We start from the raw sequence: 22660 nt of genomic DNA, 5'->3' as shown, positions 1-22660 counted from the left end.
GCGCTCGACGCCCCCGGCCCGCCCACGGACGTTCAGCGGGCGCGCCGGACGGCCGCCAGCGCCGGGATCACCGCGGCGGCCAGCGCCAGCACCAGGCAGCCTCCGACCACGCCGAGCACGACCGGCCACGGGACGATCAGCTCCACGGCCGAGCCGATCTCCGCGGCCAGCGCGGACCGCATGCCCAGCAGCGCGGGCAGCGCGACCGCCGCGCCGAGCGCGGTGCCGAGCGCGGTCACGATGACCGACTCGGCGGCGACCGTCCCGAGCACCTGCCGGGGAGTGGCCCCCGACATCCGCAGCACCCGGAAGTCGGGGGCCCGGTCCACCGTGGACATCATCATCGTGTTCGCGATCGCCAGGCCGGTGTAGCCCACCGCCATGCCGACGAGGATCAGCGTGAAGATCCAGACCAGCCGGTCGTCCTCGTCCCGCTCGCTCCTGGCGTAGGCGTCCGCGGTGAGCACCCGGCCGCCGAGGATCTCGCCGGGCACGGCGGCGCCGGCGAGGATCTCCTCGGTCAGCGCCGAGGGGTCGTGGGACCGCACGGTCTCGCGGGAGAGCAGGACGGCGGCCGGGGCGTTGGAGATGACGGCCGTCACCGGCAGCGTCTCGGCACGGCCGTCCTCGAACGTCAGCGGCAGTTCCGTGCCGGGCCGCCAGCCGCGCTCGTCCGCCAGCCACCGCGCCACGATCACCCCGCCCCCGCCTGCCCCGCCCGCGTTCTCCCCGCCGGCCACGGTGTCCGCCCGCCCCTCGCCGTCCTTCCCCGGCACGAGGGAGCCCTCCACGACCCGCAGCAGATCCGCCGACCGGGTCAGCGCCTCGGGGGTGAGCCCCAGCGCCTGCAGCGGCGGCATCCCCTCGGCGTACACCGTGGTCGGCAGCGGCGCGATCCCGTCCACCGCGGCGACGGCGGCGTCCGACAGCCCGGGGGCGCCGTCGGGCACGACCACCGCCCGCGCCTGAACCGTCGTGGTCCGGCCCGTCGCGACCGCGCCCGCCGTCGTCTGGACCATGCCGGTGACCAGTACGGCGAAGCCCACGGTGACCAGCACCGGCGCGGTCGTGGACGCGGTACGGCGCACCGCCGCCAGCATGCCCTCGCGCACCAGCATGCCGGTCGCCCCCCGGCCTCGGGTCAGCGGCCACGACAGCGCCCGCACGACCGGCGGGACGATCGCCGGGGCCAGCAGGGTCAGCGCCAAGATCAGCGCCATCGCGGCGTACAGCGCGCGGGTGGCGGCGTTCGCCCCGGCTCCGGCCGCGGAGACGGCGAAGCAGATCCCGATCGCGGTGAACGCCGCCCCGCCGATCCACCGCGGCGGAGTCATCGGCCGCCGGTCCGCGGACGCCTCGCGCAGCGCCTCCATCGGGCGCACCCGCGCGGCCCGCCGGGAGGCCGACCAGACCCCGAGCAGCGCGACGGCCAGACCGGCCCCGAACGAGGCGGCCAGCGGCCACGCCCCGATCCGGACCGAGAAGCCCGGCGGCTCGATCCCCGCCTCCACCAGCAGGCCGCCGAACGCGGGCGCCAGCGCGGCGCCGAGCAGCACCCCGGCCGCGGCCGCGGCGGAGCCGACCGCGAGCGCCTCGCCGTACACCATCCGCCGCACCTGCCGGGGCGTGGCCCCGACCAGCCGCAGCAGCCCGAACTCGCGCCGCCGCTGGATCACGCCGAACGCGAACGTGGACGCCACCACGAACACCGACACGAACCCGGAGACGGCCGCCATGGCCGCCAGGATCTGCATGCCGATCCACCGTGTCCGCTCGTCGGCCTTCGGCTCCAGCGCCGCCCGCGCGTCCCCGGAGAGCACCTCGCCCGAGCCGCCGACGATCGCGCGGGCCGCGCTCTCCACCCGCGCCGGGTCCGCGTCCGGCGCGGTGACCAGGCCGATGACCCGCACCCCGCCGGACAGCCTGGCCGCCGCCGCGTCGGTCACGTGGAACCCGGGCGCGTCGAGGACGCCGGTGACGGTGTACGGCGCCGGCCCGGCGGCGGTGAGCAGGGTGACCGGGGAGCCGGGGGCGAGCCCGAGCGCCCGGTCCAGCACGACCTCGCCGTCCCGGGCCGGAGCCCTCCCGCTCACCAGCCGGTACGGCGCCAGCGCCGTGCTCGACCAGCCGTACCCCCGCACGTCTCCCGGGACGGGACGGCCGCCGACGACGGCCTGGGCGTAGAAGGGGCGGTCGGGGACGACGGCCGTCACGCCGGGGACGCCGCGCAGGCGGTCGGCCAGGGCGGCGGCGGTCTCCGGGGACCAGGGGCGGTCCTGCAGGAAGAACCCCTCGACCTGCGCGACGACCGGGGTGCGGACCAGCACGGCCGTCCCCGCGTACCGGCCGGGGACCTGCGGCGCGGCCGACACCTGGATGAGAGTGGTCGTCGCGATGAGCGCCACGCCCAGGCAGAGGGCGACGAACGCCCCGGCGAAACCGGCCCACCGGCCCCGCACCATCGCCATACCCGTCCTCAGCACGACGCCTCCAGGGCGGCCATCCGCGCCGCGATCAGCTCGGGGCTCAGTCCCGCTCCCGCCGGCGCGCGGCCGGCTCCGCCAGAGCCGGGACCAGAGCCGGGACTCCCGGGACCGGCGTCGGAACCAGAGGCGGGACTCCCGGGACCGGCGTCGGCGGCGGTGAACTCGTCCACCACCCGGCCGTCGGCCAGCAGGAGCACCCGGTCGGCGTAGGACGCGGCGACCGGGTCGTGGGTCACCATGACCACCGTCTGCCCCTGGCGGTCGGCGAGGTCGCGCAGCAACCTGAGCACGTCCCGTGAGGTCGCCCGGTCCAGCGCGCCCGTGGGCTCGTCGGCGAAGAGCACCGACGGCCGGGTGACCAGCGCCCGGGCGATCGCCACCCGCTGCTGCTCCCCACCGGACAGCTCGCCCGGCCGGTGCCGGGCCCGGTCCGCCAGCCCCACCTCCGCCAGCGCCGCCCGCACCTCCGAACCCCGGGGCCGGACCCCGGCCAGCCGGAGCGGCAGGGCCACGTTCTGCTCGGCGGTGAGCGCGGACACGAGGTTGAAGGCCTGGAAGACGAACCCGATCCGCTTGCGGCGCAGCAGGGTCAGCGCGGTCTCGCCCAGCGGGCCGAGGTCGGTCCCGTCAATGATCACTTTGCCGTCGGTGGGCCGGTCCAGCCCGGCCGCGCAGTGCAGCAGGGTGGACTTGCCGGAACCGGAGGGGCCCATCACGGCGGTGAAGGTGCCGGCCCGGAAGGAGACGGTCATGTCGTCCAGCGCGGTCACCCCGCCCGCCGCGGAGCCGTACACCTTGCGCACCGACCACAGCTGGACGGGCTCGTCCGTCACCGTGCGAGGCGTCGCGGAAGCAGAAGTCGTCATGGGACGAGCCAACCGCGGGCCGGTCCCGGGGCGCATTGGCGGTGGTGCGAGGAACGGGACTACACCTGGCACTACTGCGCCCTCCCCGCGGGGCGGTTACGGTCGGATCATGAATCACGCTGCGGCGGCGCCCCGGGCCGGCCGGACCGTGCTGGAGGCGCTCACCCGGCGGCCGCTGGGCTTCCTGCGCTCCTCGTGGCCGTGGCGGTCCCTGGCGTACCTGCTGTCCGGCGCGCTGTTCGGGATCGTCGCGCTCACCCTGGTCGAAGTCGCCATCCTCTTCGGCATCCCCGTGGCCTTGGCGCTCGGCCTGCTCACCGTCGCGTGCGGCGGGCTCGTGGCCGGACGGTTCGAGCGGTGGCGGCTGCGGCTGATCGATTCCGTGCCCGTCCCGGACGCACGCGGCACGCCTCCCGGGCCGGGCGCGCGCGCCTGGCTGCGCACCCGCCTGGGGGAGGAGGCCACCTGGCGGGAGTCCGGGTACACGCTGCTCGCGCTGCTCGTCCTGGGGTGGATCGACCTGGCGGTGCTCGGCCTGTCCTGCTTGTTCCCCCTCATGCTCCTGTCGGGGCCGTTCCAGCCGGACGCGTCACTGGGGCTGGGACTGGGCACGGCCGTGGCCGGGGCCGCGCTCCTGCCGATCGCGGCCTACCCCATGGCGGCCTGGGCCGGGACGCGGGCGATGCTGACCCGGGCGATCCTCGCCCCCCGCGACGCCGAGCTGGTCGAGGTCGTCCGCTCCCGGGCCCGCCTGGTGGACGCCTTCGAGCTGGAGCGGCGCCGGATCGAGCGGGACCTGCACGACGGCGCGCAGCAGCGGCTGGTCGCGCTCACGCTGACGCTGGGGATGGCCGGGCTGGACCTGGAACCGGGTTCCCCGGCGGCCGGGCGGGTCGCCGAGGCGCAGGAGCAGGCCCTGCTCGCCCTGGCCGAGCTGCGCGAGCTGATCCGCGGCGTGCACCCGAAGGTCCTCACCGACCTGGGCCTGCCCGACGCCGCCTCGGATGTGGCCGGCCGCTCGCCCGTCCCGGCCGAGGTCGACATCGCGCTGCCCGGCAGGCTGCCCGCCCCGGTCGAGGCCGCGGCCTACTTCGTGATCACCGAGGCGCTCGCCAACGTGGCCAGGCACAGCCGGGCGAGCCGCTGCCGGCTCCGGGGCCGCATGGTGGGGGAGACGTTCCTGATGGAGATCCACGACGACGGGATCGGGGGGGCCGATCCGGGCCGGGGGACCGGGCTGGCCGGGCTGGCCGACCGGGTCGCGGTGGTGGACGGCAGGATTTCGGTGTCCAGCCCGGCCGGGGGGCCGACCGTGCTGCGGGTGGAGATTCCGTGCGGATGGCTCCCGGCCGGGGCGGTCGCGGCGGAGGGCTGATTGGGCGATCATGATCCCGGTGGAGGACGTCAGGTGGTCGTGATCGGGAGAGGTGTGCCGTGCGGGTAGTCATGGCGGAGGACTCCGTCCTGCTCCGGGAGGGGCTGGTCGGTCTGCTGGAGCGTTTCGGCCACACCGTGGCCGCCGCCGTGGGCGACGCCCCCGCGCTCGTCGCCGCCGTCGAGGAGCACGCGCCGGACATCGTGGTGACCGACGTGCGGATGCCCCCCGGCTTCATCGACGAGGGCCTGCGCGCGGCCCTCACCCTGCGCCGGGCGCGTCCCGCCCTCCCCGTGCTGATCCTCAGCCAGTACGTCCAGCAGGCATACGTCGAGGAGATCATGGGGCCGGGCATCGGCTACCTGCTCAAGGACCGGATCGGCCACGTGGCGGAGTTCGCCGACGCGCTGGAGCGGGTGGCCGCCGGGGGCACCGTGGTGGATCCCGAGGTGGTCAAGCAGCTCCTCGCCCGGCGCCGGGACCCGCTCCAGCGCCTCACCCCGCGGGAGCGCGAGGTCCTCGCCCTGGTCGCGGAGGGCCGCTCCAACGCGGCGGTCGCCCGCGCGCTCGTGGTGACCGAGGCCGCCGTCGCCAAGCACATCGCGGGCATCCTCGCCAAGCTCGACCTGCCCCCGGCCCCGGACGACCACCGCCGGGTCCTGGCTGTCCTGGCCTACCTGAGAGCCTGAGCCGCCCGTCCCGGCCTACCCGGGAGCCTGGTCCGGCGCGGCCCGCCGTCCCTCGACGCAGAACCGGTTGCCCTCGGGGTCGGCGAGAACGACGTACTCCGGTTCTTCGGGCCGGGGGTTCTCCGGATAGTACGGCCAGTCGACGCGCCGCGCCCCCAGCGCCACCAGCCGGTCGACCTCCTCGTCGAGGTCGCGCTCGCCCGCGCTGAGATCGAGATGGATCCGGGGGAACTCCTCGGCGGGGCTCTCGCTCACGTCCATCGCGATCGCGGCCCCGGCCGTTCCCGGCGGAGGTTCCAGGACGATCCACTCATCGCCCTCGAAACGCGGCGGCCGCCGCACGTATCCGAGCGCCTGACGCCAGAACTCCCCGGCCCGCGCGTCATCCGTGACGCCCAACGAGATCTGCGCAATCGTCGTCATCCGCCGAGGCTACCAAGCGGCCGACCATCGTGATCAAGCCGCGAGGCCTCCGCCCCGGACCTGCGGATCTCAGATGCCGAACGCCGCCAGGGTCGCCCAGGCCGAGCCCGCGCCGCTGACCGCCCCGGCGGCGACCTGGGCGCGCGTGTGGTGGCCGAGCCGTACCCTCGCCCAGCAGATCACCCCCACGACCAGCGCGCCCGCCGTCAGGGTCGGCGCGGCGGGCAGCACGTGGGCCAGGAGCACCACCGTGCCCGCCGACACGGCCGCGTGGAAGGAGATCTTCCAGCGCAGGGTGATCGGGACCGTCAGGGCGAGCGCGGCCAGCATGGCGGTCACCGTGGCGACCAGGAGCCGGGGCGCGTCCAGGACGGCCAGCAGCACCAGCGCCGCGATCACCGCGATCATCGCCACCAGCAGCGGCCTGGTCCGGCTCGCGCGGTCCACCAGGTGGTGGGAGTCCAGCCGCCCGGCCCGCACCCCTGCCATGATCACTCCGGCCGGGACCCCGCCGCACAGCGTCGAGGCCACCAGTCCCCAGCCCGCGCCCGGCAGGCCGCCGGTCATCAGCCCGATGACCGGCGGCAGCACGATGACCAGCGCCTGCGGGGCGAACAGCCCGGTCACCCAGCGCGCGACCCGGGCGCCCGCGCCGGAGTCGGCCGGTGTGTCCGCCGGTGTGTCCGCCGGGAAGTCCGGCGCCGCCTCCTGCTCGGCCATCCGTCAGTCGTTGGCGTGCAGGATGCTGTTGAGCTCCACGCCGGTGCCCTCGCGCGGGATGACCTCGATCGCGCCGGTGGTGGAGTTGCGGCGGAACAACAGGCCGGAGGCGCCGGAGAGGGCGGCGGCCTTGACGACCTGGCCGTCGGGGAGGGTGACCCTGGTCCCGGCGGTGACGTAGAGGCCGGCCTCCACCACGACGTCGTCGCCCAGGGAGATGCCGATGCCGCCGTTGGCGCCGATCAGGCAGCGCTGTCCCACGGAGATGACCTGCTTGCCGCCGCCCGACAGGGTGCCCATGATCGAGGCGCCGCCGCCGACGTCGGAGCCGTCGCCCACGACGACGCCCGCCGAGATGCGGCCCTCGACCATGGACGCGCCCAGCGTGCCGGCGTTGAAGTTGACGAAGCCCTCGTGCATCACGGTCGTGCCGGAGGCCAGGTGCGCGCCGAGCCGGACGCGGTCGGCGTCGGCGATCCGCACGCCGGACGGCACCACGTAGTCGATCATCCTGGGGAACTTGTCGACGCCGTAGACGGTCACCTGGCCGCGGGCGCGCAGGCGCAGCCGGGTCTCCTCGAAGCCCTCGACCGGGCACGGGCCGTGGTTGGTCCACACGACGTTGCTCAGCAGGCCGAACAGGCCGTCGAGGTTCTGCCCGTGCGGCGCGACGAGGCGGGCGGAGAGCAGGTGGAGGCGGAGGTAGGCGTCGTGCGCGTCGGCGGGCGGCTCCGACAGCTTGGCGATCCCGGTCTCCACGGCGACCACTTCCACGCCCCGGGCCTCGTCCGGGCCGAGCAGCGCGGCGGCGGCGGAGCCGAGGGCGGCCCCGGCCTCCTGCGCGGTCAGCCGGCGGGTGCCGGCCGCGGCGGGCTCGCCCAGCCGGGGAGCGGGGAACCAGGTGTCGAGCACGGTCCCGTCAGAGGTGATGGTGGCGATGCCGACGCCGTGCGCGCCGGAGATCTGAGCTGCTTCGTTCACAGGCACCAAGCCTAATGACGTCCGGCAGATCATCCGGCCGGTGGTACCTGAGATTCCGTACGGCGGACACCGGTAGCATCGGTTCCCTGAGCACTCGACGAAACTCTCGAAGCTCGATGAAGCCGACGAAGCCCGATGAAGGAGCAACCGTGTCTGCCGTGCCAGAACTCCGTGTCACCCTCGCCGGAGCCGAGCGTGTGGTGCCGGGGGGCACGACGTACGGCGAGGTCCTCGACGCAGACGGCCGCTCCGTGGTCGCCGCCCGGGCCGGCGGCGAGCTGAGGGACCTCGCGGCACCCGTGTCCGACGGCGACGTGATCGAGCCGGTCGAGGCCGGCAGCGCCGACGGCCGGGCCGTCATCCGCCACTCCACCGCGCACGTCATGGCCCAGGCCGTCCAGGAGATCTTCCCCGAGGCGAAGCTGGGCATCGGCCCGCCCGTCGAGAACGGCTTCTACTACGACTTCGACGTCGCCGCCCCGTTCACCCCCGACGACCTCAAGCGCGTCGAGAAGCGCATGCGCGAGATCGTCAAGCAGGGGCAGCTGTTCTCCCGCCGTCCCGTCTCCGACGAGGCGGCCCGTGAGGAGCTCGCGGGCGAGCCGTACAAGCTGGAGCTGATCGGGCTCAAGGGCGGCGCGGCCGACGAGGAGAGCGTCGAGGTCGGCGCGGGCCAGCTGACCATCTACGACAACCTCGACGCCAAGACCGGCGAGCTGTGCTGGAAGGACCTGTGCCGCGGCCCGCACGTGCCGAGCACCCGGTCGATCCCGGCGTTCAAGCTGATGCGCTCCGGCGGCGCCTACTGGCGGGGCAGCGAGAAGAACCCGCAGCTGCAGCGGATCTACGGCACCGCCTGGGAGTCGCGCGAGAAGCAGGACGAATACCTGCACCTGCTGGAGGAGGCCGAGAAGCGCGACCACCGCAAGCTGGGCGCCGAGCTCGACCTGTTCTCCTTCCCCGACGAGCTGGGCTCGGGCCTGCCGGTCTTCCACCCCAAGGGCGGCGTGATCCGCAAGCTCATGGAGGACTACTCGCGGCGCCGGCACGAGGAGGCGGGCTACTCCTTCGTCAACACCCCGCACATCACCAAGGACCACCTGTACAAGGTCTCCGGCCACCTCGACTGGTACGCCGACGGCATGTTCCCGCCCATGGAGCTGGAAGGCGCCAAGTACTACCTCAAGCCGATGAACTGCCCGATGCACAACCTGATCTTCCGGGCGCGCGGGCGGTCCTACCGCGAGCTGCCGCTGCGGATGTTCGAGTTCGGCACGGTCTACCGCTACGAGAAGTCCGGCGTCATCCACGGCCTGACCCGGGTGCGCGGCCTGACCCAGGACGACGCGCACATCTACTGCACCCGCGAGCAGATGCGCGACGAGCTCGCCTCGCTGCTGCGCTTCGTGCTCGACCTGCTGCGCGACTACGGCTTGAACGACTTCTACCTGGAGCTGTCCACCAAGGACCCGGTCAAGTTCGTCGGCAGCGACGAGGACTGGGAGGAGGCCACCCAGACGCTGCGGGAGGTCGCCGAGTCGGAGAAGCTGGAGCTCGTCCTCGACCCGGGCGGCGCGGCGTTCTACGGGCCGAAGATCTCGGTGCAGGCGCGTGACGCGATCGGCCGCTCGTGGCAGATGTCCACGATCCAGCTGGACTTCAACCTGCCCCAGCGCTTCGAGCTGGAGTACCAGTCGGCCGACGGCTCGCGGCAGCGGCCCGTCATGATCCACCGCGCGCTGTTCGGCTCGATCGAGCGCTTCTTCGGCGTGCTGGTCGAGCACTACGCGGGCGCCTTCCCTCCGTGGCTCGCCCCGGTGCAGGCCGTCTGCATCCCGATCGCCGAGGCCCACGCGCCCTACCTGCAGGACGTGGCCAAGAAGGCCCGCGAGCGGGGCATCCGGATCGAGGTGGACGCCTCCGACGACCGGATGCAGAAGAAGATCCGCAACGCGCAGAAGGCCAAGGTGCCGTTCATGCTCCTGGCGGGCGACGAGGACATCGCCAACGGCGCGATCTCCTTCCGCTTCCGCAACGGCGAGCAGAAGAACGGCGTCCCGGTGGACCAGGCGCTCAACGAGATCGCCGACGCGATCGAGCGCCGCGTCCAGGTCTGAATCCCGGATCCGGACGCGGAACCTGGACCCGGATCTCGCGTCCGGGTCCAGGTTCCGCGTCCGGATCGGACGTCATCCGGACTCCGCGTCCGGATCGGACATCGCGCCCGGGGCTGATCCCGGGCGCCGCACGTCCTGCCGGGTCCGCCGCATCGGCGGACCCGCCGGCCGGGGGCGGCGCGACACGCCGGGAGGCGCGCGCCGGTTCTCCCGTCCTTCGGATTCGCCGGTCGCCCCGATGTCCCGGCTGTGACCCGCCCGGCGGCCGACACCGTGTGTGACGTGCCGGTCACGGGTCGTTGACAGGTGGAATGCCCCGTCGCAGAGTGGACGGGTGTCTCGCCTCGTTCTTGATGACTTCGCCGATCTATCCGTCTGGCGGGGGTTCGGCCCTGATGGCGCTCCGTCTACGGAGATTTCCGTCGTGCCGGGCCCGACCGGCCCGCAGGGCCGTACCGCCGTGGTCGCGGCGTCGGTCGCCGGTCACTTCCTGGAACGTTCCATCGACCCGGTCGACCTGCGGGGCTTCGACGACATCGAGTTCTGGGCCTCGGGGGACCGGATCGCCGACGGGACGGCCGGGCGGCCGTTCTTCTGCGAGGTGCGGCTGGGCTCGGCGGCGGCGCCGATCGGCTCCGGCGCCAACCGCTGGCACCGCTACGTCCCGGTCGCCGGGCCGGGCCCGCCCCAGCGGGTGCCGTTCGGCCTGGACGACCTGCCCGCCCCGGTCCGGTCCGCCTGCTCGGTGATCCGGATCACCTTCCCGGAGGCTCCCGGCTCGGTACGGCTCACGCCTCCGGCGGCCGTCCGGCCCCAGCTGCTGGCCGACACCGACGCGGCGCTGACCGCCCGGCTCGACAACCGGCTGAGCCTGCGCGGCGCACCGGTCAGGGCGGTCCTGCGGGCGGAGCCGGACCAGGGCAGGCCCTACCTCCTGCTGGTCAACCACTCGATCGAGCACGCGCTCACCCGCGTCTCCACGGGGGAGATCAGAACCGACTTCACCGAGACCGGGTTCGCAATCCGGTCGGCGGGCGTGCCCTACGACCTCGGCTACCGGATCGAGGCGGTGGCCGACCGCAGGGAGGACACCGCGGCGCTGCTGGAGTTCGTGCTGGCGGAACTGGCCCCCGGCGCGACGCTGGCGGTCGGCGGCACGGAGCTGCCGGTCGAGTGGCCCGCCCCGTGGGAGCGGCTCGCGGACGGATCGGGCGGGGCCTCGCACGCCCTCCACGAGGAGCAGACGTGCCTGCTCATCTCCATCCCGGCCGTGACGCGCCCGAGGGCGGTCCCGCGCCGGGCCGTCCCCCCGCACCGCAGCGTCCAGGTGGAAGTGGCGCACCATGCCGATATGTGAGCCGACAGGTGACAGCGGGGCGAGGGCGGCCTCCGGCCGGGCGCGGCGCCGTACCGGCTCCGGAAGAACCGGAAAGACCGGAAAGAGAGACTGAACGTGGCATTCGACATCGGGCTCAACGTCGTCGAGGTCGACGGCAGCGCGTCCCCCGCCATCTCCGGCGCCGCCACGTCGGTGGCGGCCTTCAACGTGGCGACCCAGCGCGGGCCGGTGAACCGGCCGGTGCGGGTCACCTCCTTCGCCCAGTTCGCGGAGGTGTTCGGCGGGGCGGACAGCGAGACCCTGGGGGCCTTCCTGCTCCGCGGCTTCTTCGACAACGGCGGCCGGCGCGCGTGGGTCAACCGGGTCTCCGGGGCGAACCCCGCGGTGGCCGCCTGCCAGTTCGCGGCGGGCCAGCGCCAGACCCTCAAGCTTGAGGCGGGCTACCGCGGGCAGCGGGATCCCGGGGCGTGGGCCAACCGCATCGCCGTCCGCCTCGCGCCGTCGTTCAGCACCAAGCTCAAGGGGCAGGCGCTGAACGACGCCAACGGCGAGTTCGCCGGCCTGGCCGGGCTGTCGAAGGGGGACACGGTCGTCCTCACCGACGGGGCGAAGTCCGCGACCGTGACGATCGACAGTCTGGACCCGGCCACCGGCAAGGCCGTCTGGAAGCCGCCGGTCGCCGACATCGCCCAGTACGACAAGGCGAAGACCCGGATCGACTCCACCGACTTCGACCTCACCCTCACCGGCCGGGACGGGCAGCCGCTGGAGTCGTTCGAGCGCCTGACCCTGGACCGCTCCTCGCCCAGATACGCGGTCCCGGTCCTCAACGACGTGGCGCGCGGCTCCCGGTTCGTGACGGTCACCGACTCGCGGGCGACGGGCGAGGCCGGGCCGGAGCCGCCGGGCTCCGCCGCCGACCCGACCCTGCAGGGAGGCGTCAGCCGGGCCGCCCAGACGACGGACTACCAGGGAGACTCGGCCCAGCACACCGGCTTCCACGCCTTCGACGCCTTCGACGTGCAGCTGGTGGGCTGCGACAGCAGCGACGTCACCGTGATCAGGAAAGGGCTCGACTACTGCAAGGCGCGCGGTGACTGCGTGTTCGTCGGCGCGGTGCCGCAGGGCGTCACGGTGAGCAGGGCGATCGAGTTCGGCGCGGGCCTTCAGGAGCCCAAGGCGTACGGCGCGCTGTACGGGCCGTGGATCCGGGTGAGCGACCCGCTGTCCAAGGCCCCGACCCCGCTGCGCCTGGTCCCGCCGACCGGGCACGTGATGGGCGTCTACGCCCGCGTCGAGACGGAGCGCGGCATCCACAAGGCCCCGGCCGGCGACGGGGCCCGCCTGCTCGGCGCGCTCGACGTGGAGCTGCCGCTGAGCGACGCCGACCACAGCGACCTGGTCAAACAGGGCGGCGTCAACGGGATCCGGGCGATCCGCGGCGCCGGGATCGTCGTCGACGCCTCCCGCACGCTGTCCACCGACACCCGCTGGCTGTACGTCAACGTGCGGCTGCTGTTCAACTACGTCAAGAGCAGCCTGCGGCAGGGCCTGCGCTGGGTGCGGCAGGAGCCCAACCGCGACACGCTCTGGGACACCGTGAAGTTCGGCACCGTCCGGCCGTTCCTGATGAGCCTGTGGCGGCAGGGCGCGTTCGGGGCGGGCGAACCGGACGACGTCTTCACGATCGTCTGCGACGAGACCAACAACCCGCCGGACCAGGTGGACAAGGGCAACTTCACCGTGGAGGTGTACTTCTACCCCTCCAAGCCGGCGGAGACCATCGTGATCGTCGTGGGCCAGCAGCCCTCCGGCGGCAGCGCTTCAGAAGGGTAGGAGGGACCCATGCCCCAGGTGGGGGATTTCTGGGAGGCGTACCGGGCCAGCGAGTTCGTGCTCATCATCGGGGACCAGGTGAGCCCCGGCGTCACGAAGGTGAGCGGGCTGAGCGAGGGCGAGATCGACACGATCGAGCAGCCCGACGGCGGCACCAACCACGTCTACAAGATCGCCGCGACGAAGATCAAGTACGAGCCGCTGACGATCGAGCGGAACGTGGACGGCAGCCCGGAGGACAAGCGGTTCCAGCAGTGGTTCCGGGAGATCTTCAAGCTGGCCGCGACCGTGCAGGGCGGCTCGGCGATCCGCAAGAGCGGGCTGATCGAGAAGCGGCACAACGGTGCGAAGGTCATGACCTTCGCGTTCTACAACGCGTGGATCAAGTCCTCCAAGTTCACCGACCTGGAGGCCGGTTCCACGGGGCTGTTCAAGCAGACCATCGTCCTGGAGCACGAAGGGCTGGAGCGTGTCGACTAGACGCGAGTTCGAACTGACCCTGCCGGTCGGCTACGTCGACCAGGAGGGGACGGTCCACCGCCAGGTGGTGCTGCGCAAGATGACCGGCCGGGAGGAGGCGATCCTCGCCGACCGCAAGTACCAGCGCAACGGCGGCAAACTGGTCACCGAGCTGCTGCACAGCTGCGTGCTCCGGCTCGGGGAGCTGGAGCACGACGGGCGCGGGCCGTTCACCGGGATGACCTCGGTGGACCGCAACTTCCTGCTGCTCAAACTCCGCTCCATCACCTTCGGCCCCGCGCTGGAGGCCGGATACACCTGCCCCGGCTGCGGCCAGGCGGTCAGCCGCACCGAGGACCTGGACGAGCTGCCGGTCCGCTCCGCCCCCGAGGGGTCGCCCGAGGTCACGGTGGAGCTGGAGGACGGCTACGTGGACAAGGAGGGACAGCTGCACACGGCGCTGACGCTGCGGCTGCCCACCGGGGCCGACGAGGAGGCGGTCGCCCCGCAACTGCGGGAGAACCCCTCGCTCGGCAAGAACGCCCTGCTGGCCAGGTGCATCAAGAGCCTGGGGGACGTGCCGCGGCACCGGCTGGACGCGCTCGGCTCGCGCATCCTCGCCGACCTGACCATGACCGACCGGCGGCTGATCGACCGCGCGATGGCCCAGGCCGCCCCGGGGGTCGACCTGGTCCGCGAGATCGAGTGCCCGTCCTGCGGGAAGACGTTCTCCGCCACGATCGACCTGTCCAATTTTTTAGCGCCGGCGTAGACCTCGACGGGCTCCGCCGGGAGATCTTCTTCCTCGCCTACCACCTGCACTGGTCGTGGGGCGAGCTGATGGACCTGGACATCGCGGAGCGACGGGTCTACGTGAGCCTTCTGATCGAACAGATCGAGCGCGAGAACAGCCGGATGGAAGAGGCGAGGTGAGTCGTATGCCGCTGGCGCTGCTCCTGCAGGCCCGCCTGGGCGTGGTCGTCCGCGGTGTGCGGGCCCTGCCCGCCTGGGCGCGCGTCTTCGACACGCTCGCCCTCGTCTGGCACCGCCGGCGCAGCGAGTGGCTGGTCCGCTGGTTCGGCGTGCGCCTGCCCGTGGAGGGGGTGGCGCTGAGGATCGTGCCGGTGAACCGGGCGGAGCTGTGCGCGGCGCTCCGGAGCGTCAGGGGCGGCGGGAACGGCGGGGGCCCGAACCTGTACGAACCCCTGGCGGGTCTGTCCGGGACGCTGGCCGGCGTCCTCGCCGCCCCCGCGACCGGGCTCGCCCTCGCCCTGCTGGTCAACCGGCTCGTCCCGGAGTGGTGGGCCCAGCTCGCCACCGGCCTGACCTGGATCACCCTGGGCCTGCCCGTGACGCTCTCCCTCGGGGTGATCGGCGCCGGCGGCCTGCTCACGCTGCTGGCCCTGCCGGCGCTGCTGCTGGGTTCCGGCAGGCCCGTGCACGTGCTGCTCGGGGAGATCCCCCTGCTGTACGGCGCGCTCCGGCGCCTGTGGGAGCAGCTGAGCGGGCCCCGCGAGCGGGTCCGGCACCCCCTGCTCAAGGCCGGGCTGGAGCTGGCCGACCGGGCGGTGACCCTGGCGGCGCAGACGTTCGGGCTGCTGGCGGTGCTGGTCGCCCGGATCCTGCCGCTCGCCGCGCTCCAGCGGGCGGGCGTCGTGGCCGTCGCCGGGATCGCCGGCGCCCTGGGCGGGGCGACGGCCGACGCCGCGCTGTCGGCCCTGACCTACCTGAAGGATCTCACCGGCCTGGCCGCCGACCTCGCCCACGGCGTGCTGCGGGGGTTCTCCCGGCTGCTGGCGGGCCTGGGCGGGCGGCTGTCGCGGGCGGCCGGGACGCTCGGCCTCGGCCCGCTGTCCGAGCGCGGCACGGGGCTGGTCACCGGCTGGTGGAAGCAGGCGGAGCCGCGGGTCAGGGAGCTCACCGCGGACCATCCCACGGTGCGGTGGCTGCGCTCCTTCGCCGCCTCCCTCGGCGCGGCGATCAGCTTCCTGCCGCGTGCGTTCGCGTCGGCGCCGTCGCGGGGCCCCGCCAAGCCCTCACCGTTCGCCGGTCTGCTCGCGGCCGCGTGGACGGCCTTCAAGCTCGTGCATCCGCCTCCCGCCCACGCGCCCGTCCCGCCGAGGCTTCCGCCGTTCCCGTCGCTGGTGCCGCTGTCGGCGATCGGCAGGCTCGCCGGGCACATCATCATGCCGGAGGTCCTCGGCCCCGGGCGGGCCGCCGCGGTCCGCCGGGCGGGACGGGTGCCGAGCCTGCTCGAATGGGGCGCCCTGAGGCGCGACGCCGCCGGGGCGGGCACAGGAGCCGGCCCGGAGCCGTCGCGGGAGCGCCTGCTGGAGACGGCGGTCTACCTCAGCCTCGCCGAGCGGCTCGTCTCGCCGGCGGCGGCCGGGTACGTGCGCCGCCTGGAGGGAGTGCTCTCCGAACTGGACCGCACGATCCGGCCCGCCCTGCCCGCCGACCGGAAGGCCCGGCCCGCCCGGCCCGCCCTGCCCGTCAAGACGCCGCCGGAGCCGGTCCGGCTGCGGCCGAGGATCGGCACGCTGCGCCTGCGCGGGACGGACCGCGAGGCCCTCGGCGAGTGGGCCCCGCTGCTCCGCCGCGAGCTGTCGGCCGCCCCCTGCCCGGTGCCGGGGGGCTGAGCCGTGCCGATCGACTTCGCCGCCGTGGCCGCCCGGTACGACCCGCTGCTGACCGCGCAGACCCGGGCGATGGTCCCGGTCCTGCTCCGGCTGGCCGAGACGGTCAGGCGGCTCGCCGCGCTGAGCGCGCGGGCCGAGGCGGCCACCGGCGCCTATCCGGTCCTGCGCTACGAGGCGGGAGCGGTCGCCGTCCATCTCGCGGGCGGCCCCCTGGACCTGGACGGTCCCGGGGGAGGCCCGGGGAAGGGCGGCGGGGGAGACGGGGCCGTCGCCGGGCCGCCGCCCGCGCACCCGTTCGCCCAGGTTCCGGCGATGATCGCCCAGGAGCTGGTCGTCCCCGGCGTGGTCGCGCTCCTGGCCGAGGTGACGGCACCGGTCGCCGACTCCCTCGACCGCTTCGCGGACGCCTCGCCCGTCATGTTCGGCGACCGGCGGCTGGCGGACGCCTTCGGCCTGGCCAACCTGGCCTTCGCGGTGCTCCTGGAGGATCGGGAGCGGCTGCGCGGGCTCAGGCCCCAGCTCGTCGTGTTGCTGGAGTTCCGCGGCCGGCCCGCCGAGCCGCGACCGCCCGGGGGCCCGGACGCCCTGGCGGTCACGCTGGAGTCGGCGGCGATGTCCGTCCTCGACCTGCTGATCCTGCTGCCCGTCGCGGGCCGGGTCCTCGAGGTGGCGGCGCGCGAGGCCGCCGCGTACGGCAGGCGGCTGATCCTCCTCCAGCTCGGCGAGGTCGAGACGGCCGTGGCCGGGTTGCGGGCGGCGGCCCTGGAGGGGCTCATCACGGGCGCGGGCCTGCTGACCCTCGCCCGGGAGTGGCTCCGCGCGGCCGGGGCCGTCGTCGGCCACGACGTGCTGATCCTCAGGTTCGCCCTGCCCTGGTGGCTGGGGCGGCTGCTGGAGGGCGTCACCGCGTTCGCCGGGTCCCTGACGCAGTGGGGCCGCTGGGTCACCGAGCTGGTGGAGTTCGTCCGGGCGGCCGTCGACGCCGTGATGGGGCTCGACCTCGGCAGGGCCGTCTTCGGCCCGATCGTGAAGGGCCTGCGCGCCGTCCCGGGGCTCGGCGGGCAGGTGCCCGACCCGCCGAGCCTGACCGTGGACGAGCTGACCGGCATCGTGATCGGGCAGGCGGCCACGGGCGCCCGGGACAAGGCGGTCGTCTTCCTCCGCGCGGTGCAGGGGGCGCTCTGGCTGGTGGGGGCGACGGACCAGGCCGCCAGGGTCGGCGCGTTCGCCGAGCTGTTCGCCGTCGTGCTCACCCCGGCCCGCTTCACCATGCCGCCCGACGTCCTGCCGGCCGGTCCGCTGGCCGGGTTCCCCGACGTCTACGCGGCGTTCTTCGGCGGCGGGCGGCGCGAGGAACTGCTCGCCGCGTTCGACCGGCTGGGGGCGGAGGCGCGCGCCGGGGTGCGCGGCGTCTTCACCGCCGGTTCCGCGCTCGCGGCCGAGCTGGGCCGTACGGCCTCCGCCCCCGCGGAGCTCGCCGGGGACCCGGCCGCGCTGCGCCGGGCGGCGGGGCGCGCGGCGGGCTTCGCCGAGCAGGTCTTCGGCGCGGAGGCCGACCGGGCCGCGGAGGCGTCCGCCCGGTCCCGCGCGCTGACGCCTTTCGAGCGATGGCAGGTCTCCGGCGGGTTCGCCCTGGCGGGTGCGGCCGTCGACGTCTACATCGGGGAGATGCGGCGGTTCTGGGCGCCGGATCGGGCGCCGGTGACGCACCCCACCTCGCCGCACATCCTGGCCCGGCACGGGCGGCTCGGCGCCGTGCGGCTGCCGCGCCTGACCGTGCGCGCGGCCGGGCGCGCCCCGGACGGCGCGCTGGCCGCGGAGGTGGCGGAGCGCTTCCGGGAGAACGTCGCCGCGGCCTACCTGTCCGGGCTGAAGGAGTTCCGGAGGCTGGGCGGGCACGCGCCGGGGGGAGGCCGCCGTGGACGATGAGGTGATCACCCAGCTCGGCCTCCTGCTGACCCAGGTCAGGTACACCCGGATGGCACTGGAGAACGTGGAGCGCTCCACGGCCCGTTACGCCGGGCTCGCCCTCACCGCCCCCGCCGCGGCCGGCGCCGGAGCCGCAGGCGCGGCCGTGTTCGGCGCGCCCCCCATGTTCGAGGGGGCGCTCAAGGTCTACGTGGTCAACCTGAACGAGCTCACCTCGGGCGGAGGCGGCCCGGGGGACGTGCTGGGCGGGCTGATCGGCGGGGCGGGCCGGTTCGCCGGGGGACTGGCCGGAGGCTTCCTCGGCGGTGTGGTCGGCGGGGTGACCCTGCCCTACCTGCTGTTCAAGACGGCGCAGATCGCCGACACGGTCGAGCGGATCGTGAACCGGCTGGGGGTGCGCGGCGCTCCGAGGAGCCCCGAGAGGAACACCCTCGGTCCCGGCGTGCTGGAGCAGCTCGACGCGCTGCTGAAGGTCCTGCGGGAACTGCGGGCCGTGGTGGACCTGACCGCCTCGCCCCAGGCCGGGGGCGCGCCCCCGGACAAGAGCCCGCCCGCCCCGGCCCCCGGCAGCCCTGCCGAGCTGTACCTGCGGATGATCCAGGCGCTCACCCACGCGGTCAACGGGCTGATCCTGCTCGTCCCGATCCTCACCGGGGCGCTCGCCTCGCTGCTGATCCGGCTGGACGACATCAAGCTCGTCATCGTGGACCTGCTCCGGTTCGGCCTGCGCAACGTGCTGCTGCTGCGCGCCGCGGTGCTCGCCACGGTGCTCGACACGGTCTCGCTGGCCGCCCGGCTCGCCGTCGCGGTGGTGGGCATCGTGGCCGCCGCGGTGGACACCGTGCTCGCCTCGGTGCTCGCCGTGATCCGCACCGCCCTGGAGACCGCCCTCACGGCGGTCCGGATCGCCTCCACCGGGATCAAGAACACGGTCGACGCGCTCATGCTCTTCCTGCGCGACGGCGTCGGCGCTCTCCTGGTCTTCATCGGGAACCTGCGGGTCTTCCGGCTGGTCGCGCATCTCGCGCAGGTCCTCCCGCTGGTCCTGCCCGCGATCGCCAGGATCCAGAAAGTCGAGCTCAGCGAGAGCGAGACCAAGGCGCTGACGAAGGCCGGCACCCTCATCCCGCCGAGCGCGCCCCCGGCGGGCACGAGCCCTCCGGTGGCCGTCGCGGCCTTCCCCGACCTGGCCGAGAAGCTCCTGCCGAAGGACGCGCGCCGCGAGCTGGTCGCCCAGGTGACCGAGCTCGGCAAGACGCTCCGCCGGGAGACCGGCACCGCGCTGGGCGCCGTCTCCGGCGGGGCGCGGGGGCTGGCCGCCACCGCGCGGGAGACGGCCGACACCCTCGACGCCGACTTCGGCAAGAGGCTGACCGACCGGCTGGGCACGGCCGGGGGACACGCCGTCGCGCTGGCCGACTCGCTGCGGGCGGCCGAGGAGGTGGCCCGCGAGCGCCCGGCGACCGGGCTGGAGGTGATCGCCGCGGCGTACGAGGGATGGCTGCGCGGCGGCGGCCTGGCCGGGCTGCTGGAGAAGATCACCGTGCACTTCGAGCGGACGCCGGTGAGCGCCGCCGACCCGGCGGCCGGGGCGCGCACGATCCCCGGCCGGGTCGTCACCGGCACGGCGGTGACGCCCGCGGGGGCCGAGGTCGTGGTGGAGATCGGCGAGCTGGTCGTCGACCTCGCGCCCGCCGCCCCGGAGCGGCCGGAGCCGGCGGAGCCCTCCGGCGCGGCCTTCGACCCGGAGGCGTACCAGGACTGGCGGCGCGGCCTCGACGACAGAGGCGCCCGCGCGCTGGCGGGGAGATGAGCCGTGGAACGCAAGACGGGCTATTTGGCCAACATCCTGAACGTCCCGCCGCTGATCTTCCGTTTCCAGTTCAACCCGGAGATCCTCGCGGAGAAGAAGAGCTACAAGTACCAGCAGGCCAACGCGTTCGGGCAGTGGGGATTCGACCAGGCCTCCGCGGCCAAGGGCCTGCTGGCGACGGCGGCGGGGCTGTACAAGGACATCAAGGAGATCGGCTCGCTGCTGGTGGCGACCAAGCCCCTGGAGGCGATCGAGGGCGAGCTGCGCTCGTTCGAGCTGGAGTTCAAGCTGGACGCCTCGGTGCCCGGCCCGCTGGACGGGGACGACCACTACGGCGGGAGCATCGCCCCGGACCTCGCGCTGCTGCGCTCGTTCGTGAACCCCTCCTACGACCTGCTCGACACCGTCAAGATCTTCTCGGGGAACGTGCCCTGCTTCGCCAGGCCGCCGGAGCTGACGCTCAACTACGCCGGGCTCTCCGCCACCTGCGTCATGACGGACCTGACGATCAAGATGGTGGCGTTCAAGGACAACGGCGACCCGCTCCGCGCCGAGGTGACGACGACCCTGAAGGAGCAGACGTTCTCGCACGCGCCGATCGTGGAGTTCGTCACCCGCCACGTGGACGTGGCCCGGAGTTACGGCAGGAAGGGCATCGGCACCGACTTCCTGGCCAACACCCCCATCGTCGGAAATTTCATCTGAAGCCGGAAATCTGAAGGGATTGACAGCGCCGTGCCCGTTCCCGCCACGTCCCGCTACCACGGGCTGACCCCGGTCGAGGCCCCCGCCCGGGACGGATCCCGCCGCCCGGCCGTCCCCGCGCGGCTCGCCCCGGCCCCCGTCCCGGGGCCGGGCGACCTGCTCCACACCGTGGCCGCCGGGGACACGATCGACCGGCTGGCCGCCCGCTACCTGGGCTCCAGCGAGGCGTGGTGGCAGCTCGCCGACGCCAACCCGGCCGTGTTCCCCGCGGTCTTCCCCGCGGAACTGGTCCCCGGCACGGTGCTGGTCATCCCCGCGAGCCTGCCCACCGGCCGGATCGAGCGGACCCGGGCGTTCTGACATGGGCACGCCGTACCTCAACGTCACCTGGCAGGGGGACAGGAACCTGTCCGCCTCCGCCCGCGAGGTCCGGGTCGAGGACCACGACCGGCTGATCGATCAGGCCACGCTCACCTTCTCCGACCCGGCCGGGACCGGGGCGGCCACGATCCGGCCGGGCCAGCGCCTCACGATCGACCTGGGCTGGGACGCCGAACACGCGGTGATCTTCGAGGGACTGGTCGCCGAGGCCCGGGCCCAGGCGCCCCAGGGCGGCCCGCAGCTCGTCACGGTCGTCGCCCGCGACCTGTCCCAGCTCATGCAGCGCGAGCGCCGCCCGCACGAGGACTACCACGGCACGCTCGCCTCCGTGGTGCGCGCGGTCGCGGCGCGCCACCCGGAGATCCCGGTCGGGCAGGTGGCCTGCGACCCCGACCCCTCCTTCCCCGAGGACAGACCGCTGCGCCAGCACGACCAGACCGACTACGAGTTCCTGCTCACCCTCGCCCAGCGGTACGGCGCGCGCTTCTTCGTCGAGTACAACGAGGGCTCCTCCAAGCTCTACTTCGTCTCCGACAAGAAGATCGCCGCCGCGAAGCCCCTCGGCGTCCTGCCGTACTGCCGGGGCCGGGGGAAGCTCATCGCCTTCACCTACGAGACCGTCGCCGCGCGGGCGGCGCGCAAGGCGAGTGTCAGCGTGCACGACCCGCTGACCGGCGAGGTCCGCACGGCCGAGGGCGCCGGGCCGCCGGAGCCTCCCGCGCTCGCCGTCGACTCCGGGCGCGCGGCCGAGATCGGGCGGGTCGACCCGGCGGCCCGCGCGGTGTACGAGTCCGCCGTCGGCGCCGGCGCGGTCACGCCCGCGCCCGCCGTGACGGACACGGTGGTCGCGGTGGCCTCCGACCCCGCCGCCGCCGAGCAGGCGACCGCGCCCGACCCGACCCGGCTGCTCGGACTGCGCGGCACCGGCCGGGCGGTGGGCACCGTCATGCTGCGCGCCAAGGGGAAGGTCACCATCCACGGCATCGCCCCCTGGGCGGAGGGCGACTGGTACGTCAGCCGGGCCACGCACGTCTGGAAGGACACCTCCGTCCCGGGACGCCCCGGCGCCTCGTACGAAGTCGAGTTCACCGCGACCAGATAGGGGGAGACATGACTCCGCGATACGGCAAGTACAGCGGGGAGGTCGCCGACAACGCCGACCCCGACGGGCTCGGACGGCTCCGGGTGACGGTCCCGGCGGTGTTCCCCGGCGGCACGCCGGTCTGGGCGCGGCCGTGCCTGCCGTACGGGCACTTCCTGGTGCCGCCGAAGGGCGCGAAGGTGTGGGTGGAGTTCGAGGCCGGGGACGTCGCCTCCCCGCTCTGGACGGGCGTCTGGTACCCCCGGGGATCGGTCCCGCCCGCCGTGCCGGACCACCTGGTCAAGGTCGTGCACGACGACACCACGGAGACCGTCCTGGTCAGCCACAAGAGCGAGTCGTTCCTGTCGTTCGACGACAAGGGCGGGGCGCTGCTGTCCGACGCGAAGGGGGCCTACCTCTACTTCAACGCGGACAAGGGCGAGCTCACCGCGGGCGGCGTCCAGGGACACATGATCACCATCACCGAGGCGGGGGTCACGGTCCTGCACCAGGACGGCACCCGGGTGGAGGTCGCCGGGGGGAAGGTCAAGATCTCCGGCAAGGACGGCGTGCAGCTGCTCTCCGACAAGATCTCCCTGGCCGGAGGGTCGATCGGGCTCGGCGGGCAGGCGACCATGTCGGCGGTGCTCGGCGAGGCGCTGGTCACCCTGTTCAACACCCACGTCCACCCCACCGCGCAGGGCCCGAGCGGCCCGCCGGTCCCCCCGATGGCCGCCGGACCGCCGCTGCTGTCCCAGAGCGTCAAGGTCCAGCAGTGACGGGGGCCCGTGATGAGCTGCGACTTCCCGCCGCTGCCGAAT

At 74.1% G+C, this 22660-nt stretch carries 19 protein-coding genes; 14 read left to right on the top strand and 5 right to left on the bottom strand.

What is annotated here, in order from left to right; translation table 11 throughout:
• Positions 1–32: 32 nt before the first annotated feature.
• Positions 33–2483 (bottom strand): ABC transporter permease, encoded by a 2451-nt coding sequence (locus Plo01_RS28010; RefSeq protein WP_203893702.1) that lies wholly within the window; start codon positions 2481–2483, stop codon positions 33–35.
• Complete coding sequence (locus tag Plo01_RS28005; protein WP_203893701.1) at positions 2477–3352, bottom strand: ABC transporter ATP-binding protein; 876 nt, start codon at positions 3350–3352, stop codon at positions 2477–2479. The genes Plo01_RS28010 and Plo01_RS28005 overlap by 7 nt, the downstream gene beginning before the upstream one ends.
• A gap of 109 nt (positions 3353–3461) precedes the next feature.
• Here Plo01_RS28005 and Plo01_RS28000 point away from each other — a divergent pair, with 109 nt between their 5' ends.
• Both Plo01_RS28000 and Plo01_RS27995 read left to right on the top strand, forming a co-directional pair.
• Positions 3462–4727 (top strand): sensor histidine kinase, encoded by a 1266-nt coding sequence (locus Plo01_RS28000; protein ID WP_203893700.1) that lies wholly within the window; start codon positions 3462–3464, stop codon positions 4725–4727.
• A gap of 71 nt (positions 4728–4798) precedes the next feature.
• The gene (locus Plo01_RS27995; protein WP_203893791.1) at positions 4799–5416 is read left to right on the top strand and encodes a response regulator; all 618 of its coding nucleotides are present in this window, start codon (positions 4799–4801) and stop codon (positions 5414–5416) included.
• A gap of 15 nt (positions 5417–5431) precedes the next feature.
• Here Plo01_RS27995 and Plo01_RS27990 read toward each other — a convergent pair whose 3' ends face one another.
• The 3 genes from Plo01_RS27990 to dapD form a co-directional block, all read right to left on the bottom strand.
• Positions 5432–5839, bottom strand: coding sequence for a VOC family protein (locus tag Plo01_RS27990; protein ID WP_203893699.1), 408 nt, complete (start codon positions 5837–5839; stop codon positions 5432–5434).
• Between the two features lie 69 nt (positions 5840–5908).
• Positions 5909–6559, bottom strand: a complete 651-nt coding sequence (locus tag Plo01_RS27985) for a hypothetical protein (RefSeq protein WP_239317209.1) — start codon at positions 6557–6559, stop codon at positions 5909–5911.
• Between the two features lie 3 nt (positions 6560–6562).
• On the bottom strand, positions 6563–7540 hold the full coding sequence (gene dapD / locus Plo01_RS27980; RefSeq protein WP_275415429.1) for a 2,3,4,5-tetrahydropyridine-2,6-dicarboxylate N-succinyltransferase: 978 nt from the start codon (positions 7538–7540) through the stop codon (positions 6563–6565).
• A gap of 149 nt (positions 7541–7689) precedes the next feature.
• On the opposite strand from dapD, the gene thrS reads away from it, so the two are divergent.
• The 12 genes from thrS (at position 7690) to Plo01_RS27920 (ending at position 22618) form a co-directional block, all read left to right on the top strand.
• On the top strand, positions 7690–9657 hold the full coding sequence (gene thrS, locus Plo01_RS27975; RefSeq protein ID WP_203893697.1) for a threonine--tRNA ligase: 1968 nt from the start codon (positions 7690–7692) through the stop codon (positions 9655–9657).
• Between the two features lie 424 nt (positions 9658–10081).
• Positions 10082–11014 carry a hypothetical protein gene (locus Plo01_RS27970; protein ID WP_203893696.1) on the top strand — a complete coding sequence of 311 codons (933 nt, stop codon included), beginning with the start codon at positions 10082–10084 and terminating at the stop codon, positions 11012–11014.
• Between the two features lie 96 nt (positions 11015–11110).
• Entirely contained in the window at positions 11111–12832 is a 1722-nt protein-coding gene (locus tag Plo01_RS27965; RefSeq protein WP_203893695.1) for a phage tail sheath C-terminal domain-containing protein, read from the top strand.
• A gap of 9 nt (positions 12833–12841) precedes the next feature.
• Complete coding sequence (locus Plo01_RS27960; RefSeq protein ID WP_203893694.1) at positions 12842–13312, top strand: phage tail protein; 471 nt, start codon at positions 12842–12844, stop codon at positions 13310–13312.
• Entirely contained in the window at positions 13302–14063 is a 762-nt protein-coding gene (locus Plo01_RS27955; protein ID WP_203893693.1) for a T4 family baseplate hub assembly chaperone, read from the top strand. Before Plo01_RS27960 ends, Plo01_RS27955 begins: the two co-directional genes overlap by 11 nt.
• 157 nt (positions 14064–14220) lie before the next feature.
• Positions 14221–15930: a hypothetical protein gene (locus Plo01_RS27950; protein WP_203893692.1), complete on the top strand. Its 1710-nt coding sequence runs from the start codon at positions 14221–14223 to the stop codon at positions 15928–15930.
• Between the two features lie 3 nt (positions 15931–15933).
• Positions 15934–17859, top strand: a complete 1926-nt coding sequence (locus Plo01_RS27945; protein ID WP_203893691.1) for a hypothetical protein — start codon at positions 15934–15936, stop codon at positions 17857–17859.
• Positions 17849–19672 (top strand): hypothetical protein, encoded by a 1824-nt coding sequence (locus tag Plo01_RS27940; protein ID WP_203893690.1) that lies wholly within the window; start codon positions 17849–17851, stop codon positions 19670–19672. Before Plo01_RS27945 ends, Plo01_RS27940 begins: the two co-directional genes overlap by 11 nt.
• 3 nt (positions 19673–19675) lie before the next feature.
• The gene (locus Plo01_RS27935) at positions 19676–20377 is read left to right on the top strand and encodes a CIS tube protein (RefSeq protein ID WP_203893689.1); all 702 of its coding nucleotides are present in this window, start codon (positions 19676–19678) and stop codon (positions 20375–20377) included.
• 30 nt (positions 20378–20407) lie between these two features.
• Positions 20408–20737 (top strand): LysM peptidoglycan-binding domain-containing protein, encoded by a 330-nt coding sequence (locus Plo01_RS27930; RefSeq protein WP_203893688.1) that lies wholly within the window; start codon positions 20408–20410, stop codon positions 20735–20737.
• A 1-nt stretch (position 20738) separates the two neighbouring features.
• Positions 20739–21860: a phage late control D family protein gene (locus Plo01_RS27925; RefSeq protein WP_203893687.1), complete on the top strand. Its 1122-nt coding sequence runs from the start codon at positions 20739–20741 to the stop codon at positions 21858–21860.
• Positions 21861–21868: 8 nt separating this feature from the next.
• Positions 21869–22618 carry a phage baseplate assembly protein V gene (locus Plo01_RS27920; RefSeq protein ID WP_203893686.1) on the top strand — a complete coding sequence of 250 codons (750 nt, stop codon included), beginning with the start codon at positions 21869–21871 and terminating at the stop codon, positions 22616–22618.
• Positions 22619–22660: the final 42 nt, after the last annotated feature.

It is taken from the genome of Planobispora longispora (genome assembly GCF_016863135.1).
Taxonomy (GTDB): domain Bacteria; phylum Actinomycetota; class Actinomycetes; order Streptosporangiales; family Streptosporangiaceae; genus Planobispora; species Planobispora longispora.
The sequence above is the reverse complement of the archived record's forward strand: the minus strand, read 5'-3'. Positions and strand labels throughout refer to the sequence as shown.